Source organism: Brevundimonas nasdae, assembly GCF_019395145.1.
Taxonomy (GTDB): Bacteria; Pseudomonadota; Alphaproteobacteria; order Caulobacterales; family Caulobacteraceae; genus Brevundimonas; species Brevundimonas nasdae.
The window spans coordinates 3,050,214-3,068,503 of record NZ_CP080034.1 but is presented as its reverse complement, the minus strand read 5'-3'; the positions used below and the strand labels follow the sequence as shown (position 1 = coordinate 3,068,503).

Sequence of the window (18,290 nt, the reverse complement as noted above, 5' to 3'; positions counted from 1 at the left end):
CTCATGTCTCAAACCGTTCTTGTAACCGGCGGCGCAGGCTATGTCGGATCGCACGTCTGTCTGGCCCTGCATGAGGCTGGATTCACGCCAGTCGTCTATGACAACCTGAGCAACGGCCATGCGGCCTTTGTGCAGTGGGGTGTTCTGGAGCAGGGCGACATTCGCGACGGCGCGCGTCTGGATGAGGTCATCGCCACGCACAGGCCTGTCGCCGTCCTGCATTTCGCCGCCCTGATCGAGGTTGGGGAGTCGGTGAAGGCGCCGGGCCGGTTCTATGAGAACAATGTCGCGGGCGCGATCACCCTGATCGAGGCGGCGCGGCGCGGCGGGGTTGAGTGCATGGTCTTTTCCTCGACCTGCGCCACCTATGGCGATCCGGTGCGCCTGCCGATGGACGAAACCCATCCCCAGGCGCCGCTGAACCCCTATGGCCGGTCCAAGCTGATGGTCGAACAGGCCCTGGACGATTACTCGACCTATGCCGGTTTCCGCTCGGTCTGCCTGCGCTATTTCAACGCGGCGGGGGCGGATGAGCAGGGACGGATCGGCGAGCGGCATCATCCGGAAACCCACGCCATTCCCCTGGCGCTGCAGACAGCCCTGGGCCAGCGGTCGGGCTTCAAACTGTTCGGCGACGACTATGACACGCGCGACGGCACGGCGGTGCGCGACTACATCCATGTGATGGACCTGGCCGACGCCCATGTGCGGGCGCTGAAATATCTGCTGCAGGGTGGCGAGACGACCGTCTTCAACCTGGGCACCGGGACCGGCACCACGGTCCGAGAACTGATTGACACCATCCGCCGCACCACCAATCTGCCGTTCGAGGTGGAGACGGTGGCGCGCCGCGCGGGGGACGCCCCGGTTCTGGTCGCCGACAACGCCAGGGCGCGCGAGGTGCTGGGCTGGCGGCCGACGCGCGACCTGACGGACATCATCCAGTCGGCCTGGCGCTGGCATTCGGCCGAGCGCGAGCGGATCGGTTGATGCGTCCTGCGCTGGACGCCTTGGCCTTCGACCGCTAACGGCAGGCGCATGAGCGCCGACCTGCCCCCCGAAGACGACAATCCGCACCTGGACCGCCCGCTGCGGTCGTTCGGCCGCATCAAGGCCCGCCCGATCAAGCCGCGTCAGGCGGCCCTGATGGACACGCTGCTGCCCGCCATCGCCGTGCCGGACCCCAAGGCCGGACCGCTGGACCCCAAGGCGATGATGCCTGAGGCGACCGAGGTGTGGCTGGAAATCGGTTTCGGCGGCGGCGAGCATATGGCGGCCCAGGCGGCGACGCGGCCCGACGCCCTGGTCATCGGGTGCGAGCCCTTCCTGAACGGCGTGGCCTCGGCCCTGCGCCATGTCGAGGAAGGCGGACTGAAGAATGTCCGCATCCACGCCGACGATGCGCGCGACGTGGTGGACGCCCTGCCGGACGCGTCGGTCGATCGGGTGCTGATCCTGTTCCCCGATCCCTGGCACAAGGCGCGCCACAACAAGCGCCGCCTGCTGCAGGACGAGACGGCCCAGGCCTTCGCCCGCATCCTGAAGCCGAGCGGAACCCTGCGCTTCGTCACCGACTGGCTGGATTACGCCGAGTGGGCGCTGGAGCGGCTGGAGCGCACGCCGGGTCTGGAACGCATCGGTGCGGCGGATCAGGACTGGTTCGTCCCGCCTGCGGATCACGTCGTCACCCGTTATGAGGAAAAGAAGCTGGGCGACACCACGCCGGTCTTCCTTGAATTCCGCCGCGTATAATCTCCGTCATTGTTGACGGGCGGCGGTCAGGACGGACAAGTGTCGGCGGTTGAACCGACCATGGCGTTCAGGAGGGGGACATGAAGTCGTCCAGCGATGGGATTCGTCTGTCCGGCCTTTGTCTCAGTGCCTTGTGCGCCCCGGGCCTGGCCCTGATCTTTGTTCTGGTCTGGGCGCTGGGTGGCGCGATTTTCGATACTGCGCCGCCTGCGAGCGAGATCCGGGCGTCATTGGAGTTTGCAATCCAGACCCTGGTCGCCCTGTTGGCGCTGATCGTCATGGTGACCCTCTGGGGCCTTCTGCCGTCGCTCCTGTTCGGTGCGACGGGTTGTTGGCTGGCCGAGCGCACGCTGCGGTCGGGTGGATGGTGGATGTGGGGTATGGCTGGTCTGCTCTCGGCGGGGGGCTATGTGGTGACGGCCCTCGTCGGCAGCCGTCTGTCTGCTGCTTTCAGCTTTCTGTTTTCGCCCTGGTTGTTTCTGATGGAGCAGGGGCGGGCATATGACGAGGCTCCCGACTGGCTTTGGGATCCGACCCTGGGCGGCGTCGTAGCGGCTATTCTGGCGGCGGGTTTCATGGCGGGATCTCTCTACTTTCGCCTCAGGCGGGGAGGGCGCGCGTCAAAGAGGGCTGACAAGCGCGCTTGAAACCCCTATATGGCCCTTCACATCGTTAGACCGGCGTCCAACGGCGTCGTTCCAAGCGGCGGCCCGGACGGACCGCCGCTTTTGTTTTGGATATTCGACGCTTGCGCGCAAAAACCGCCCAGGACCGCCAACTGCTTGAGCTGATCGACCCTATTGCAGAGTCGCTCGGCCTCGACGTCGTGCGCATCCGCCTGATGTCCGGCTCCAAGCGCCAGCGCCTGCAGATCATGGCCGAGCGCCCGACCGATCACGACATCTCGGTCGAACAATGCGCCAAGCTGAGCCGCGCGGTGTCCGAGGTGTTCGACGCCTCTGATCCCATCGCCGGCGAATATCTGCTGGAAGTCTCGTCGCCCGGCATCGACCGCCCTCTGACCCGTCCCATCGACTTCGAGCTGTTCGAGGGCGAGGAGGCCCGTCTGGAGACCGACCGCATGATCGAGGGCCGCAAGCGGTTCAAGGGCGTGCTGGCCGGGTTCGAAGACGACAACGTCCTGATCGACCTGGACGGCGAGGAAGACACCGCCCTGATCCCGTTCGACTGGATCAGCGACGCCAAACTGGTTCTGACCGACGCCCTGATGAAACGGGGCGCCGCCATTCGCGCTGCGCGTGGCGAACCCGAAGACGACGGCCTGCCGGAAGGCGACGTCGCTGACACTGAAACCGACACCACGACCCCTTCTGAGGACAACGCCTGATGGCCGTCACCGGTATTTCCGCCAACCGCCTCGAACTGCTGCAGATCGCGGACGCGGTCGCGCGCGAGAAGAACATCGACCGTGAAATCGTCATCGAGGCGATCGAGGAGGCGATCCAGAAGGGCGCCAAGTCGCGTTACGGCGCCCACCACGACATCCGCGCCAAGATCGACCACAAGACCGGCGAACTGTCGCTGACCCGCCACGTCACCATCGTCGCCGACGACTGGATGCCGGAAGACGAGCTGGAAGAGTTCAACGACAGCGCCATGGTGCGCCTGACCGACGCCTCCAAGCGCGACCCGGAAGCGGAAGTCGGCAAGGAATATGTCGAACACCTGCCGCCGTTCGAGTTCGGCCGCGTCCAGACCCAGATGGCCCGCCAGGTCGTGACCGGCAAGGTCCGTGAAGCCGAGCGCGCCAACCAGTACGAAGAGTTCAAGGATCGCGTCGGCGAGATCGTCAACGGCACGGTCAAGCGCGTCGAATACGGCAACACCATCGTCGATCTGGGCCGGGGCGAGGGCGTCATGCGCCGCGACCAGTCCATCCCGCGCGAAGTGTTCAACATCGGCGACCGCATCCGCACCTACATCTACGACGTCCGGCCCGAGGCCAAGGGGCCGCAGGTCATGCTGTCGCGCGCCCATCCGGGCTTCATGGCCAAGCTGTTCGCGCAGGAAGTGCCGGAAGTTTACGACGGCGTGATCGAAATCCGCGCCGCGGCCCGCGACAGCGGCTCGCGCGCCAAGATGGCCGTCCTGTCCAACGACAGCTCCATCGACCCGGTCGGCGCCTGCGTCGGCATGCGCGGCTCGCGCGTTCAGGCGGTCGTCGCCGAACTGCAGGGCGAGAAGATCGACATCATCCAGTGGAACCCGGACGAGCCGACCTTCATCGTCAACGCCCTGGCTCCGGCCGAAGTCTCCAAGGTCGTGCTCGACGAAGAAGCCGGCCGCGTGGAAGTGGTCGTGCCGGACGAACAGCTGTCGCTGGCCATCGGCCGCCGCGGCCAGAACGTCCGTCTGGCGTCGCAGCTGACCGGCTGGCAGATCGACATCATCACCGAGGCCCAGGATTCTGAGCGCCGTCAGCGCGAGTTCAGCGAGCGCACCAGCCTGTTCCAGGAAGCCCTGGACGTGGACGAGGTCATCGCCCAGCTGCTGGTCACCGAAGGCTTCGCCACGGTCGAAGACCTGGCCTATGTCGACGCTTACGAAGTCGCCGAGATCGAAGGCTTCGACGAGGAAACCGCCGAGGAGTTGCAGGCCCGCGCCCGCGACTTCCTGGACCGCAAGACCGCCGAGCTGGACGCCAAGCGCGTCGAACTGGGCGTCGAGGACGGCGTGCTTCAGGTGCCGGGCGTGACCCTGGCCATCGCCGTCGCCCTGGGCGAAGGCGGCGTGAAGACGGTCGAGGATCTGGCCGACTTGGCCACCGACGAAATCCGCGGCGGCTATGAAGTCAAGAACGGCGAACGGGTGAAGGTCCCGGGCGTTCTGGAAAGCTTCAACCTGGCCCAGGAAGACGCCGAGCTGCTGATCCTGCAGGCGCGCGTCGCCGCAGGCTGGATCGACGCCTCGGAGCTGCCACAGCCCGAGCCGGAAGAGTTCGAGGAAGACGGCGAATACGCCGAGGGCGAATACGACCCGGACCAGGTGTTCGGCGAAGCTTCGGCCGATGATGCAGACGACGCAGCCGACGATGCGGAGGTCCTCGACGAGGACGCCTCCGAACCGTCGAACGCGTGATGGGAGACCTGGCCGTACATGAGCTTGCGCGACGCAACGATCGATAGAGAACGCCGGGACCTCGTTTCGCACGAGGTCATGGATGAATCTCGCCTGATCCGTTTCGTCGCCGGGCCTGATGGCCAGGTGGTCCCCGACCTGGGCAGGAAACTGCCCGGACGCGGCCTGTGGGTCGAAGCCAGCCGCGCCTCCGTCGAGGCGGCGGTCAAGAAAAACGGCTTCACCCGCTCGGCCAAGACAAAACTGACCGCCCCGGCCGACCTGGCCGATGTCGTCGAACGGTTGCTGGTGAAGCGCTGTCTCGACCAGCTGGGTCTTGCCCGGCGCGAAGGCGTGCTTATATCCGGCTTCGAAAAGTCCGCCGCGAGCATCCGTTCCGGCAAGGCCGCCTGGGTGCTGGAAGCCGCCGACGGCTCCGCCGACGGGCGTGGCAAAATCCTCGCATTGGCCCGCCATCAGACCTCCAAGATCTGCGGCGCCTTCACGGCGGACGATTTGAGTTTGGCCCTTGGGCTGGAAAATGCGATACACGCCGTCCTGCTTGCGGGCGGAAGGGCCGATCGGTGGACCATTGAGGTCGAACGACTGGCCGGATTTCGGCCGCTTCGCCCCCCTCACTGGGATGTTCCCGGTGGCGAGGACGGATCGGCGGGAGCAACCCCGATAGGGGCGAGCTGAGGATTTTGACGGCCGAGGGCCTGTCTCCAAGGGCGGAGACGGGCTCACGGTCGTTCATGGGTATTGAGACGACGGCGGGCTTTTCCGCCCCTAGTAAAGCGACCGGATGAGCGACGAAAACGACAAGACCAACCAAGGCCCAGGCGCCGGACAAGGCAATCAGGGCGGCACGCCGTCCCAGTCGGGGCCGCGCGCTCCGCTGAGCCTTAAGCCGCGCGCTGCGGGATCGGTTTCGACCGGGACCGTGAAGCAGAGCTTCAGCCATGGCCGATCCAAGACGGTGGTGGTCGAAACCAAGCGCCGTCCCGGCGCTGGCGGACCGCAACGTCCCCAGGGCTTCGATGTCGCGCGTCCGCAGCAGTCGCAGTCGCGCCCGCAGGGTCAGCGCTCGCCGCAACCCGCCGGCGGCGCCCTGTCGCCCGAGGAGCAGGAAGCGCGTCGCCGCGCCATCGCCATGGCGACGCAGGCCAACGCCGAACGTGAGCGCGCCGCCGCCGCCGCCAAGCTGGCGGCCGAGAACGCCGCCCGCGAACAGGCCGCCGCCACCGAGCGCGCCGCACAGGCCGCCCGCGAAGAAGCCGCCGCCGCCAAGGCCGCCGCTGACGCCGCGCGCGCCGAGGCCGCCAAGCTGGCCGCAGCCGCACCGACACCGGCCAAACCCGCGCCCAAGCCTGCTGCGCCTGTCGCAGCGGCGCCGACGCCCGCGCCGACTCCGGCCCCTGCCGCCCCGACCGCGACCCAGACCCCGGCGCCCGCAGCCCCTGCGGCTCCGGCCCGTCCGGCGCGGCCCGTGGTCAACTTCGGCCAGCGTGTGCCCAAGCCCGGCAACCCGCAGCGTGCTCCGGCTGAACGTCCCGCCTTCGGCGGCCGTTCGGCCCGTGAACAGGCGATGGGCGGCGGCGAGCGTTCCTATACGGATCGTCCGCAGAACGAACGCCCGCAGGGTGATCGTGCGCAAAACACGCGTTCCGGCCCCAGCGGCCAGCGTCCGCAAGGCGCCAAGCCGGCGGAGCCCGTCCGCTATTCGGCGCTGAACCCGCGCCCGGCGCCGGGTGCGGCCCGTCCTGGCGGCGCGCGCTCCGGCCCTGGCGGCCGCGCCGCACCGAACGCGCCCCCAGCAACGCCCGAAGTGGCGCGCCCCAGCCGCGCCCCCGGCGCCGGCTTCGGCCGTCCGGTCGGCCGTGACGACGATCGCGACAAGCGTTTCTCCGACGCCGGCAAGGCGGTCAGCCGCACGCGCGGCGAGCCCAAGCGCCGCGAAGGCCGCATGACCATCCAGTCGGTGGTCGGCGACGGCGACGCCGCCGAGCGCATGCGCTCGCTGGCTTCGGTCCGCCGGGCCCGCGAACGCGAGAAGGAAAAGCGCAAGGGCGGCTCGACCGACGCGCCGAACCGTCCGCGCGAAGTGGTCATTCCCGACGTCATCACCGTGCAGGAGCTGTCCAACCGGATGGCCGTCCGCGGCGTCGACATCATCAAATTCCTGATGCGTCAGGGCATGATGATGAAGATCAACGACGTGATCGATTCCGACACCGCCGAACTGGTGGCTGAAGAATTCGGCATGGCCGTGCGTCGCGTGTCGGAATCCGACGTCGAAACCGGCTTCATCGCCGAGGCCGACGACGAGATCGCCACCGAAACCCGCGCCCCGGTCGTGGCCATCATGGGCCACGTCGACCACGGCAAGACCTCGCTTCTGGACGCGCTGCGCACCACGGATGTGGCGGGCGGCGAAGCCGGCGGCATCACCCAGCACATCGGCGCCTATCAGGTGCGTCTGGAAGACGGCCAGAAGGTCACCTTCCTGGACACCCCGGGCCACGCCGCCTTCTCGGCCATGCGGGCGCGCGGCGCCAATGTGACCGACATCGTGGTGCTGGTCGTCGCCGCCGACGACGGCGTCATGCCGCAGACGATCGAAGCCATCCAGCACGCCAAGGCCGCCAATGCGCCCCTGATCGTGGCGGTGAACAAGATCGACAAGCCGGACGCTAACTCGCTGAAGGTGGTCAACGAACTGCTGCAGTACGAGGTGATCGCCGAGAGCCTGGGCGGCGAAACCCAGATCATCGAGGTGTCGGCCAAGAACCGCACAAACCTGGACGGCCTGCTTGAGGCCATCCTGGTCCAGGCCGAGGTCATGGACCTGCGCGCCAACCCCGACCGTTCGGCGGAAGGCGTGGTCATCGAGGCCAAGCTGGACAAGGGCCGCGGCCCCGTCGGCACCGTCCTGGTCAAGCGCGGCACGCTGAAACGCGGCGACATCGTCGTCGCCGGCGGTTCGTGGGGCAAGGTCCGCGCCCTGCTGAACGAGCGCAACGAACAGCTGACCGAAGCCGGTCCGTCGGTTCCGGTCGAGATCCTGGGTCTGGACGAAGCCCCGTCTCCGGGCGACGTCTTCGCCGTCGTGGATTCCGAAGCCCGCGCCCGCGAGCTGACAGAATACCGTCAGCGCGTGAAGCGTGAGAAGGCCCAGGTCTCGGGTGGTTCGGTGTCGCTGGTCGACATGATGGCCAAGCTGGGTACGAAGAAGGCCTCGGAGCTGCCGGTCGTCATCAAGGCGGACGTGCAGGGTTCAGCCGAAGCCATCGTGGGTTCGCTGGACAAGATGGGCACGGACGAAGTGCGCGCCCGTACGGTCTATTCCGGCGCTGGCGGCATCACCGAGAGCGACGTCAACCTGGCCAAGTCGGCCGGTGCGCCGATCCTGGGCTTCAATGTTCGTGCGTCGAAACAGGCGCGTGATCTGGCCGACCGCGAGGGCGTCGAGATCCGCTACTATTCGATCATCTACGACCTGCTGGATGACATTAAGGGCGTGCTGTCGGGCATGCTGGCGCCGCTGCAACGGGAAACCTTCCTGGGCAACGCGGCCGTCCTGCAGGTGTTCGACATCTCCAAGATCGGCAAGATCGCCGGTTGCCGCGTCACCGAAGGCGTCGTGCGCAAGGGCGCCCGCGTCCGTATCATCCGCGACGACGTGGTGGTGCTGGAGCTGGGCGTGCTCAACACGCTCAAACGCTTCAAGGACGAGGTCAACGAGGTGCCCTCGGGCCAGGAGTGCGGCATGCAGTTCCAGGGCTTCCAGGACATCAAGGAAGGCGACTACATCGAGTGCTTCACGGTCGAAGAGATCAAGCGCACCTTGGACTAGAACAGACGAAAGGCCCGGAACTCAGGTTCCGGGCCTTTTTTCTTTGACGGACGGGTTTGGCGGCGGGTCAGCCGCCGACCATCTGCATCCCCAGCCATTCGGCGATCAGGGCGGGCTTGTCGGCGCCTTCGATCTCGACGGTCAGTTCGTGCTTCAGCAGCCAGCGGCCGCCACCCTTGTCGTCGGCGGCCAGCAGCTTGAACCGGCCCCGCACCTTCGATCCCGCGGGCACGGGCGCCAGGAAGCGCAGCTTGTCGAAGCCGTAGTTGACCCCCATCACCACGCCCTCCAGCGGCGGCACGGCGTCATAGCTCATGGCCGAGGCCAGGCTGAGGGTCAGGAAGCCGTGTGCGATGGTCCCGCCGAACGGCGTGGCCTTGGCGGCCTGCGGGTCCACATGGATGAACTGATGGTCTTCAGTGCAGTCGGCGAAGGCGTCGATGCGCGCCTGGGTGACCTCGATCCATTTCGAAACCCCGACCTCCTGGCCGATCAGGCCCGCCAGTTCTCTGGGCTTGGTCATGTGCGTCTCCCCTTGTTCCAATCTGTACGAAGCCGTCAGATTTAACGTCCTGCGCCGCGAAGAAAAGGGCGGATGGCCGCAAGCGGCCCAAGGCGCTGGCCCCCGCCTTCGTCCTATGCTCCGATCAGGTCCGCATCGCCGCCGCTTCGCATGGGAACCGCTGATGAGCCTGATCCTCGCCATCGACCAGGGCACCACCTCGACCCGAGCCATCGCCTTTCAACTGACTTCGGGGGATCAGCCCTCCGACCTGCGCCCCGTCGCCGTCAGCCAGATCGAACTGGCCCAGCATTTCCCCCGCTCCGGCTGGGTCGAGCATGACGCCGCCGAAATCTGGTCCGCCACGCTCCAGACCTGCCGCGAGGTGATCCGCAAGGCGGGCGGGGTCAGCCGGTTCGCCGCCATCGGCATCACCAACCAGCGTGAAACGGCGGTGACCTGGGATGCTGCGACGGGCGAACCCCTGCACCGGGCCATCGTCTGGCAGGACCGCCGCACCGCCGCCGTGACCAGCCGTCTGGCGGCGGAAGGCCATGAGGCCGCCGTCCAACAGGCCACGGGCCTGATCCTGGATCCCTATTTCTCGGCGACCAAGTTCGCCTGGCTGCTGGACGCCGTGCCCGGATCGCGGGAGCGGGCCGAAAAAGGCGAGGTGAAGCTGGGCACCATCGACAGCTGGCTGATCTGGAAACTGACCCACGGGCGCGAACATGCGACCGACGCCTCCAACGCCTCGCGCACCTCGCTGGTTGATCTGAAGACGCTGCAATGGCGCGACGATCTGTGCGCCCTGTTCCAGGTTCCGCGCGCCGCCCTGCCGCGCATCGCGGGCTGCGCCGAGGTGGTCGGTGAAAGCGAGGCCGAGCTGTTCGGACGCGCTCTGCCCATCGCCGGATCGGCGGGAGACCAGCAGGCGGCCCTGGTCGGGCATGGCGCGCTGAAGCCCGGCGACGCCAAGATCACCTATGGCACCGGCGCCTTCCTGATGGCCAATGTCGGGGACCAGCCGGTGATCTCGACCCGACGGCTTCTGGGCACGCTGGGCTATGCGGCGGCGGACCAGACGGCCTATGCGCTGGAGGGGTCGATCTTCTCGGCGGGATCGGCGATCCAGTGGCTGAGGGACGGGGTCAAGCTGATTTCGGAATCGCGCCAGTCCGAGGCCATGGCCCAGAGCCTGCCGGACAATGGCGGGGTCTATCTGGTGCCGGGCTTCACCGGCCTGGGCGCGCCCTGGTGGGAGCCGCAGGCGCGCGGAACCGTCGTCGGACTGACGCGCGACGCCGGGCCGGCCCATTTCGTCCGCGCCGCGCTGGAGGCCCTGGCCTATCAGACCCGCGATCTGCTGGACGCGCTCGCCGCCGACGGCGCGCCCACGCTGAAGACGCTGAAGGTGGACGGCGGCGTCACCGCCAACAGCTTCGCCATGCAGTTCGTCGCCGACATCTGCGACGTGGTGGTGGAGCGTCCGGCCTTTCAGGAAATGACGGCCCTGGGGGCGGCGCGTCTGGCCGCATTCGGCGTCGGCCTGATCCCTGATCTGGAGGCTCACCCTGCGGAAGCCCCCGCGCGCTGGACCCCGCGCATGACGGCGGATGAGCGCAAACGGCTGCTTTCGGGCTGGCGTCGGGCCGTGAAGGCCGCCATTGTTGCAGCGCACGACCCCGCTGAAGACGGGACGGCGGAGGATGTGAATGACTGAGACCCTGGACGCCCAATCCGCCTTTTCCGGCACGCGCGATGTCGATCCGCGTTATCAGCTGAACGAGGCGGCGCTCGACGCCTGGATGGCCGAGAATGTCGCGGGTTACGCCGGGCCTTTGACGGTGCGCCAGTTCAAGGGCGGTCAGTCGAACCCGACCTATGAGCTGACCACCCCGACCGCCGCCTATGTGCTGCGTCGCAAGCCGCCGGGCGTCCTGCTGCCCAGCGCCCATGCCGTGGACCGAGAGTTCCAGGTCATTTCAGCCCTGGCGGCGCAGGGTTTCCCTGTCGCCCGATCCTATGCTCTGTGCACGGACGATGCCGTCATCGGCTCGATGTTCTATGTCATGGACAAGGTCGAGGGCCGCATCTTCTGGGATTTGAAACTGCCCGGCCTGACCCCGCCGGAGCGGCGCGCCATCTATGAGGCCCAGACCGACACCCTGGCGGCCCTGCACGCCTTTGATCCCGACGCCATCGGCCTGGCGGACTATGGCAAGGCGGGCAATTATTTCGCCCGCCAGGTCGGACGCTGGACCAAACAGTATCGCGCGTCCGAGATCGAGCCGATCGCCTCCATGGACCGGCTGATCGCCTTCCTGCCCGAAAGCCTGCCGCCCGAGGGGCCCAGCCGCATCGTCCACGGCGACTTCCGTCTGGACAATATGATCCTGGCGCCTGACCGGGCTGAGGTGCGCGCCGTGCTGGACTGGGAGCTGTCGACCCTGGGCGACCCGATGGCCGACTTCTCCTATCTGCTGATCGGCTGGGCCATTCCGGCCAGTCTGCGCAATGGTCTGGCGGGCGCCGACCTCGAGGCCCTGGGCATTCCTTCAGTCGAGGAGACGGTCGAACGCTATGCCGCCCGGACGGGCCTGAAACCCGCCAATCTGGACTGGCTGTACGCCTATAACCTGTTCCGCCTGTCGGCCATCTGTCAGGGCATCGCGGGCCGGGTCCGCGACGGCACCGCCGCCAGCGCCCACGCCAGGACCATGGCCGCCCAGGTCGGTGCGCTCAGCGACGCGGCCTGGGGATTTGCGAAGAAGGCGGGGGCCTGAGGCCCGTCAGTCCTGCGCGGCCGCGCCTATGATCTGACGGCTGTCCTTGGACTGGACCAGGACGACGACGGCCTCTCCCTCCGTGGCGTGGGGCAGGTGGAACAGGACCGGGCGGCCGCGCCAGTCGCCCAGGCGTTTGATGTCGCGCACCACATTGATGTGGCGCACCGACTGGCCCCGGTTCTCGCCGGTCCGCACCTGAACCACCTGGGGGCCGGGCGTGTAGGTGACGGCGATCACCTCGGCGCCGCCTGCGGGCGCGCGGCCCGAACCGACGCCGACGCGGTTGCCGGTCTCACGGAACTCGATCTGGGGCGGCCAGTTCAGGCGGCTGGCCTCCTCGCCGATGGCGGCTTCCAGCTCGGCGGCGCGGGCGCCTGACATCTGGCGGCGGCCGTCGATGACCACTTCCGGGGTCGAGACGCCGCGCAGCCGCAGGGCCGAGCGATAGGCCCGCTGGCGCTCCGAGAATTTGGGCTGGGCGAAGGTGTCGGTCCATCCCAGATAGTCCCAGTAGTCGACGCCGTAAGTCAGGGCGATCACGCCCGGATCGCCCGCCGCGCGCTCGACCGCCGCATTGGCCTCGATGCAGCTGCCGCAGCCCTGGGCGGTGAACAGTTCGATCACCACGGGCGGGCCGTTGCTGGCGGCGTGCCGGGTCAGGGCCGCGCGCGTTCCCGTCGGCTGGGCCGAGGCGCCCATCGACAGAAGGGCGCCCGCTATCACCGTGCCCGCAATGACCCAGCCCGTGGTTCTCATGGTCCCGTTCTTAGACTTCGCTATTCGCCAGAGCGCCTCATAAGTGCGTGAGAGTGCGCTCAGTCCATCAGCTGTTGCGACAGATAGACATAGTGGCGGGCCCAGCGGCGGGCGTTGGCCACCGGATCGGCGTCGTTGGAGTGACCGCCCGCTGTGTCTTCGTAATAGAGGTGGTCATAGCCCAGGTCGCCCAGACGCGCGGCGAACTTGCGCGCATGACCGGGATGGACGCGGTCGTCACGGGTGTTGGTGGTCAGATAGACGCGCGGATAGGCGGCGCCGGGGCGCAGCTGCTGATAGGCCGAATAGCGGGCGATAAAGGCGGCGTCGGCGGGAATGCGCGGGTCGCCGTATTCGCCGATCCACGAGGCGCCCGCGGGCAGGTCCTGATAGCGCAGCATATCGACCAGCGGGCTTTCGATCACCGCCGCATTGAACAGCTCCGGGTGCTGGGTGATGGACACCGAGGTCAGCACGCCGCCGTTCGAGCGGCCGTATATGCCCAGACGGCGCGGGGTGGTGACGCCGCGCTGCTCCAGATCGCGGGCCACGGCGGCGAAGTCGTCGAAGGCGCGCTGGCGGTTCTCCTTCAGGGCCGCCTGGTGCCAGTCGGGACCGAACTCGCCGCCGCCGCGGATATTGGCCTGAACGAAGACGCCGCCCCGCTCCAGCCACAGCTTGCCCATTTCGGGTTTGTAGGCCGGGTTCAGGCTGACTTGGAAACCGCCGTAGCCCAGCATGATGGTCGGGTTCGACCCGTCCAGCTTCATGTCGCGCGGACGGGTGATGAAATAGGGAATCTTCGTCCCGTCGCTCGATGTCGCCTCATATTGTTCGGTGATGTCGCGCGAGGCGTCGAACTTGGCCGGGGCGGATTTCAGCTCGGTCAGGGTCGCCGCGCCGACATTGGCCAGGCTCAGGGTCGGCGGCACGAGGAAGCCCTGGGTCGAGACGAAGACCTCGCCGCGCGATTTGGAGGCATCGCCTAGACTGACGGCGAGGTTCGCAGGAACATTGATCGACGTCGCCGTCCAACCCTGCCCCTCGAAACGGAAACGCGTCAGCGCCCCCGCCACATTGTCGGTCACGGCGGCGGCCACGGCGTCGGACAGGACGGCGACGTCCTGCAGGGCCTGGCGCGCGGTCGGCTGGAAGATGACTGCGGTGTCTCGACCGATGTGGATGTCCAGACGTGTCTGCCCCAGCACGCCCAGCGGCAGGGCCAGCAGAGATCCGGCGAGATAATCCTGACCGTCGAAGCTCCAGGCCTGGTCCGGCGAGAAGACCAGACGACCATCAATCACGCCATAGACGCCGACACGCTCCGGCAGGTTCAGCTTCTGCGTCTTGCCGTCATGCGCCACGCCCCAGGTCTCGGATCGGAAGGTGTCCAGCGGGCGGGTGATGATGACGGCGGTGACTTTGCCGTCCTTGTCGCGATAGACGGACGGGCTGACGCCGTATCCGCCGTCGGACTGATCGCCGCGATAGACCTCGACCGCCTGGGCCAGGGTCTGGCCGCGCTTCAGCGTCTTGACGATGAAGGGATAGCCCGACTCCGTCAGGGTTCCGGCGCCGAAATCCGTGGCGACCAGCAGGGTGTCGCGGTCCAGCCATTCGATGCGGTGCTTGCCCTCGGGCAGGCTGAAGCCGTCGGCGGCGAACCGTTTAGTCGTGGTGTCGAACTCGCGCACAACCACGGCGTCCTTGCCGCCGTCGGACAGGCTGATCAGGCAGCGGGTCTCGTCCGGCGCCAGGCAGTCGGCGCCCTTGAACACCCAGTCCTTGCCTTCGGCTTTCGACAGGGCGTCGATGTCGAGCAGGGTCTCCCACTGCGGATTGGCGGTGCGATAGCTGGCCAGCGTCGTGCGGCGCCACACCCCCTTGGGATTGGCCGCGTCCTGCCAGAAGTTGGCGATCCCATCCCCCAGGAAGCGGGGCGTGGGGATGCGGTCAGTCGCGGTCAGGATGGCCTCCGCCTCACGGCGGAAGGTTTCATAGCGTCGGTCGCCGGTCAGGACGGCCAGAGATTTCCTGTTCTCCTCGGCGACAAAGGCCATGGCCTCGGCGCCGTCCACCTGCTCCAGCGCCAGATGATCGTCCGCCGCTGCGACGCCGGCTGGCGACAGGTCGCGCGGGAAGTGGGGCGCGGGCGTGCGGCTGGCGGCGGACGAAGCCCCCGAGGCGGCGTTCTGGGCCAGCGCCGGCGCGGCGGCCAAGAGCAGCGCTGGAATGGCGGCGGACAGGATCAGGTGACGCATTCAAAAACTCCGCTTCGATGATCCTCCCCCGCGCTGCGGGGGAGGACATAAAGAACCTATTGTTGGGCGGGCGTGTCCATCAGACGGCGCGACAGATAGGTGTATTCCAGCGCCAGACGCCGCGCGGTCTCGCGCAGATTCGCGCCCGCCGCGTGGCCGCCGTCGGTGTTCTCATAGAACAGGACCGGATAGCCCAGTTCCTCCAGACGCGCCGCCGCCTTGCGGGCGTGGCCGGGGTGGACGCGGTCGTCCTTGGTCGAGGTGTGGATGAAGACCTCGGGATAGGGCTGGCCCGCGCGCAGGTTCTGATAGGGCGAATACTGCTCGATCCAGGCGCGTTGCTCGGGGATGTCCGGGTTGCCGTATTCGCCGATCCACGACGCGCCCGCCAACAGCTTGTGGAAGCGCAGCATGTCGAACAGGGGCACCTGGATGACGGCGGCGTTGATCAGGTCCGGGCGCTGGGTCAGCATCGCCCCCATGAACAGCCCGCCCTGCGAGCCGCCCATGATGCCCAGCTTGGGCTGGCTGGTGATGTTGCGGGCGATCAGGTCCAGGGCCACGGCCTGGAAGTCCTCATGCGCGCGCTGGCGGTTCTGCTGCAGGGCCGCCTCGTGCCAGCGGGGGCCGAACTCGCCGCCGCCGCGCGTGTTGGCGATGACATAGACGCCGCCGCGCTCCAGCCACAGCTTGCCCACCGTCGCCGAATAGCCGGGCAGCAGCGAGCTCTGGAACCCGCCATAGCCGTACAGCAGGGTCGGGTTCGATCCATCCAGCGGCATGGCCGACTTATGGACCACGAAATAGGGGATCATCGTGCCGTCGGCGGATCGGGCCTCGTGCTGGTCCACCGTCATGCCGGTCGCGTCGAACTTGGCGGGCATGGACTTGACCTGCTCGACCGCGCCGGTCGACGCATCGGCCAGCCACAGGCTGGACGGGTTCAGATAGCCGGTGACGCTGACGAAGACCTTGTCATCCTGCTCGGACGCCGAGCCGACGCCAACCGAGACGTTCTGCGGCAGGTCCAGGGTCGAATAGGACCAGTCGCCGGGCTGATAGACGCGCACCGAACCGCGCACGTTCTCATAAAGGGCGACCACCAGATGATGGCGGGTGGCGCGGATGGATTCGACCGATTGACGCTCGGTCGGGCGCAGCACCACCTGGGCCATGGTCTTGGGATCGGCCAGCCAGGCGTCCAGCGGCCAGGCGATGACGTCGCCGGTCTGGAAGGCCTGACCCGAGGGCGCGGTCCAGTTCTCCTTGACCGTCACGATCAGGCGGCCGTCGACCAGGCCGTCGATGTCCGACTTGGCCGGCAGCGGCAGGCGCACCAGGGTTCCGTCGCTCTCCACACGCCAGGTCTCGGACGAATAGAAGTCGATGGCGCGGTTGATCAGGGTGGCCTTCAGCACCCCGTCGGCGTCGCGCAGGGTGTAGGCGGACACCGAAACATCGCTCGGTTCGCCGGTGAACAGGGTTTCGGCCTGCTCCAGCGTCTGTCCGCGCTTCAGGCGCTTGACCACCATCGGATAGCCGGAATCGGTCAGGGTGCCGGGGCCGAAGTCGCGCGACACCAGAAGCGTGTCCTTGTCGATCCAGTCGGCGCCGCCCTTGGATTCCGGCAGGACGATGCCGCCCTCGACGAATTTGCGCTCGACGCTGTCGAACTCGCGCAGGGTCACCGCATCCTTGCCGCCGTTCGACAGGCTGATCAGGCAGTAGCGCTCTTCGGGCTGCAGGCAGGTCGAGCCCTTATAGACCCAGTTGGCGCCCTCGGCCGTGGACAGGGCGTCGAAGTCCAGGATCGTCTCCCACTGGGGCGCCGCCGTGCGGTAGCTGTCCAGCGTCGTGCGACGCCAGATGCCGCGGACGTGTTCGGCGTCCTGCCAGAAGTTGTCGATATGGCCGTCATGGGTGAAGCCGGGCGACGGGATGCGGTCGCGCGACTGCACGATCTCCAGCGCCTGCTGGTGCAGGGTCTCATAGCGGGGGTCGCCCTGCAGAACGCCCAGCGAATGGGCGTTATGGGCGCGCACCCATTCCATCGCCCGCTCGCCCTCGACATCCTCCAGCCAGACATAGGGATCGGTCGCCTCGCTGGTCGCGAAGCCGGTGGAGGCGGCAGGCGCCGAAGTCGGGGTTTGGGCCATGGCGATCGAGGTCAGACTGGTGGAGGCGAGAAGAGCCGCGAGAACGGCGGCGGACGAACGGATCATGCAATGAATCCCGAAATGTTAGGTTGTACGCACCTTAACGACGGGCGCCGGGGCGGCAAGCGACCGCCCCAAAGGTTACGACATTGTCATGATCCCTATTACGAACCCTCGTCCGGGATGCAGAGCAGATTGCCGCAGGCCTTGCAGTGGACGGCGTCGGCGTCGTGCTTGTGTAGGCCGCAGCGGTCGCACGGATAGGACACCTTGGCTGGTTTGATCAGGGCCTGGGCCAGGCGCAAAAACAGGGTGATCCCCACCAGCATGATGGCGATGGACAGCAGCTTGCCCGTCGGCCCTGGCAGGGTCACGTCGCCGAACCCCGTCGTCGTCAGGGTCGCCACCGTGAAATAGAGGGCGTCGACATAGCCCGCGATCCCTTCGTGCCCCAGGAAGGTCGCATAGACGAAGCCGGTGGCCACGAAGACGAAGGTGACCAGATTGGCCATGGCGCGGACGATCCCCTCGACCCGCGTGTCATCGAACCTGTGGCCCACGGTGCGCCAGAAGAAGTCCGAGTTCAGCAGGGTCCACAGCCGCAGCATCCGCAGGAAACCCAGGTTGAACAGCCAGGCCGGGAACAGCAGGGTCGCCAGCACGAACAGGTCCACCCAGACGATGGGCCGCTTCAGCCAGTCCTTGATGTCGGCGTAGGCATAGGCCCGCGCCGCCAGGTCCGCCGCCAGCAGGGCCGCGATCACATAGTCCAGAACATAGAAGGCCCAGCCCATGTTCTTCAGGATCGGCGAGGCCAGGAAGAAGGCGATGATGGCCACGTCGACCACGATCACCGCCAGGCGGAACTTGACCGCCAGCGGGCGTGAGCCGTGATAGAGGTAGCGCAGCCAGGTCCGCAGACGCAGGCCCTCGCCTCTGGGTTCGGCATCCGCGCCGGTTCCCGCCTCGGTTTTCTTTTGGGCCAACTGGACCTTCCTTCGCTCCGAACACGCGGCCCGGCGAACCGCCACTGAACAGCGCGCCGCCCCTGGTGTCCAATGCTTACAGCGTCCGCCCGCAGCCGGCCTGGTTGCAGATGCCGAAGAACAAGGGGATCGCGCAGCGCCGCCAGCGCGCCTA

Annotated in this window: 14 protein-coding genes; 9 read left to right on the top strand and 5 right to left on the bottom strand. The window is 67.4% G+C overall.

Annotation, left to right across the window (positions count from 1 at the left end; genetic code table 11):
- The first annotated feature begins 3 nt into the window (after positions 1–3).
- From galE to infB, 7 genes are all read left to right on the top strand, one after another.
- Complete coding sequence (gene galE, locus KWG56_RS14950; protein WP_219352745.1) at positions 4–990, top strand: UDP-glucose 4-epimerase GalE; 987 nt, start codon at positions 4–6, stop codon at positions 988–990.
- Positions 991–1,038: 48 nt separating this feature from the next.
- Positions 1,039–1,752 (top strand): tRNA (guanosine(46)-N7)-methyltransferase TrmB, encoded by a 714-nt coding sequence (gene trmB, locus KWG56_RS14945; protein WP_219352744.1) that lies wholly within the window; start codon positions 1,039–1,041, stop codon positions 1,750–1,752.
- Between the two features lie 80 nt (positions 1,753–1,832).
- Complete coding sequence (locus KWG56_RS14940; protein WP_219352743.1) at positions 1,833–2,399, top strand: hypothetical protein; 567 nt, start codon at positions 1,833–1,835, stop codon at positions 2,397–2,399.
- Positions 2,400–2,500: 101 nt separating this feature from the next.
- Positions 2,501–3,100, top strand: a complete 600-nt coding sequence (gene rimP / locus KWG56_RS14935; RefSeq protein WP_201098513.1) for a ribosome maturation factor RimP — start codon at positions 2,501–2,503, stop codon at positions 3,098–3,100.
- Entirely contained in the window at positions 3,100–4,851 is a 1,752-nt protein-coding gene (nusA, locus tag KWG56_RS14930) for a transcription termination factor NusA (RefSeq protein ID WP_219352742.1), read from the top strand. Before rimP ends, nusA begins: the two co-directional genes overlap by 1 nt.
- Positions 4,852–4,869: 18 nt before the next feature.
- Positions 4,870–5,529, top strand: a complete 660-nt coding sequence (locus tag KWG56_RS14925; RefSeq protein ID WP_201098517.1) for an RNA-binding protein — start codon at positions 4,870–4,872, stop codon at positions 5,527–5,529.
- A 106-nt stretch (positions 5,530–5,635) separates the two neighbouring features.
- Positions 5,636–8,686: a translation initiation factor IF-2 gene (gene infB / locus KWG56_RS14920; RefSeq protein WP_219352741.1), complete on the top strand. Its 3,051-nt coding sequence runs from the start codon at positions 5,636–5,638 to the stop codon at positions 8,684–8,686.
- 67 nt (positions 8,687–8,753) lie between these two features.
- On the opposite strand, the gene KWG56_RS14915 is transcribed toward infB, so the two are convergent.
- The gene (locus KWG56_RS14915) at positions 8,754–9,209 is read right to left on the bottom strand and encodes a MaoC family dehydratase (protein ID WP_219352740.1); all 456 of its coding nucleotides are present in this window, start codon (positions 9,207–9,209) and stop codon (positions 8,754–8,756) included.
- Between the two features lie 163 nt (positions 9,210–9,372).
- Here KWG56_RS14915 and glpK point away from each other — a divergent pair, with 163 nt between their 5' ends.
- Together glpK and KWG56_RS14905 are read left to right on the top strand one after the other, a co-directional pair.
- A complete protein-coding gene (glpK, locus tag KWG56_RS14910; RefSeq protein WP_219352739.1) occupies positions 9,373–10,911 on the top strand; it encodes a glycerol kinase GlpK in 1,539 nt (512 codons plus the stop codon).
- Positions 10,904–11,974, top strand: coding sequence for a phosphotransferase family protein (locus KWG56_RS14905; RefSeq protein ID WP_219352738.1), 1,071 nt, complete (start codon positions 10,904–10,906; stop codon positions 11,972–11,974). The genes glpK and KWG56_RS14905 overlap by 8 nt, the downstream gene beginning before the upstream one ends.
- Before the next feature lie 6 nt (positions 11,975–11,980).
- Here KWG56_RS14905 and KWG56_RS14900 read toward each other — a convergent pair whose 3' ends face one another.
- The 4 genes from KWG56_RS14900 to KWG56_RS14885 all read right to left on the bottom strand — a co-directional run bounded on the left by KWG56_RS14900 (position 11,981) and on the right by KWG56_RS14885 (position 18,136).
- Positions 11,981–12,733 carry a DUF1223 domain-containing protein gene (locus KWG56_RS14900; RefSeq protein WP_219352737.1) on the bottom strand — a complete coding sequence of 251 codons (753 nt, stop codon included), beginning with the start codon at positions 12,731–12,733 and terminating at the stop codon, positions 11,981–11,983.
- Positions 12,734–12,792: 59 nt separating this feature from the next.
- Complete coding sequence (locus KWG56_RS14895) at positions 12,793–14,994, bottom strand: prolyl oligopeptidase family serine peptidase (RefSeq protein WP_219352736.1); 2,202 nt, start codon at positions 14,992–14,994, stop codon at positions 12,793–12,795.
- A gap of 56 nt (positions 14,995–15,050) precedes the next feature.
- Positions 15,051–17,216, bottom strand: a complete 2,166-nt coding sequence (locus tag KWG56_RS14890) for a prolyl oligopeptidase family serine peptidase (protein ID WP_219352735.1) — start codon at positions 17,214–17,216, stop codon at positions 15,051–15,053.
- Positions 17,217–17,314: 98 nt separating this feature from the next.
- On the bottom strand, positions 17,315–18,136 hold the full coding sequence (locus KWG56_RS14885; protein ID WP_201098533.1) for a potassium channel family protein: 822 nt from the start codon (positions 18,134–18,136) through the stop codon (positions 17,315–17,317).
- Between the last annotated feature and the right edge of the window lie 154 nt (positions 18,137–18,290).

Excerpts from the sequence above, each read along its gene's own strand:
- galE (WP_219352745.1), top strand. The coding sequence starts at position 4 with ATGTCTCAAACCGTTCTTGTAACCGGCGGCGCAGGCTATGTCGGATCG.
- trmB (WP_219352744.1), top strand. The coding sequence starts at position 1,039 with ATGAGCGCCGACCTGCCCCCCGAAGACGACAATCCGCACCTGGACCGC.
- KWG56_RS14940 (WP_219352743.1), top strand. The coding sequence starts at position 1,833 with ATGAAGTCGTCCAGCGATGGGATTCGTCTGTCCGGCCTTTGTCTCAGT.
- nusA (WP_219352742.1), top strand. The coding sequence starts at position 3,100 with ATGGCCGTCACCGGTATTTCCGCCAACCGCCTCGAACTGCTGCAGATC.
- KWG56_RS14925 (WP_201098517.1), top strand. The coding sequence starts at position 4,870 with ATGAGCTTGCGCGACGCAACGATCGATAGAGAACGCCGGGACCTCGTT.
- infB (WP_219352741.1), top strand. The coding sequence starts at position 5,636 with ATGAGCGACGAAAACGACAAGACCAACCAAGGCCCAGGCGCCGGACAA.
- KWG56_RS14915 (WP_219352740.1), bottom strand. The coding sequence starts at position 9,209 with ATGACCAAGCCCAGAGAACTGGCGGGCCTGATCGGCCAGGAGGTCGGG.
- glpK (WP_219352739.1), top strand. The coding sequence starts at position 9,373 with ATGAGCCTGATCCTCGCCATCGACCAGGGCACCACCTCGACCCGAGCC.
- KWG56_RS14905 (WP_219352738.1), top strand. The coding sequence starts at position 10,904 with ATGACTGAGACCCTGGACGCCCAATCCGCCTTTTCCGGCACGCGCGAT.
- KWG56_RS14900 (WP_219352737.1), bottom strand. The coding sequence starts at position 12,733 with ATGAGAACCACGGGCTGGGTCATTGCGGGCACGGTGATAGCGGGCGCC.
- KWG56_RS14895 (WP_219352736.1), bottom strand. The coding sequence starts at position 14,994 with ATGCGTCACCTGATCCTGTCCGCCGCCATTCCAGCGCTGCTCTTGGCC.
- KWG56_RS14890 (WP_219352735.1), bottom strand. The coding sequence starts at position 17,216 with ATGATCCGTTCGTCCGCCGCCGTTCTCGCGGCTCTTCTCGCCTCCACC.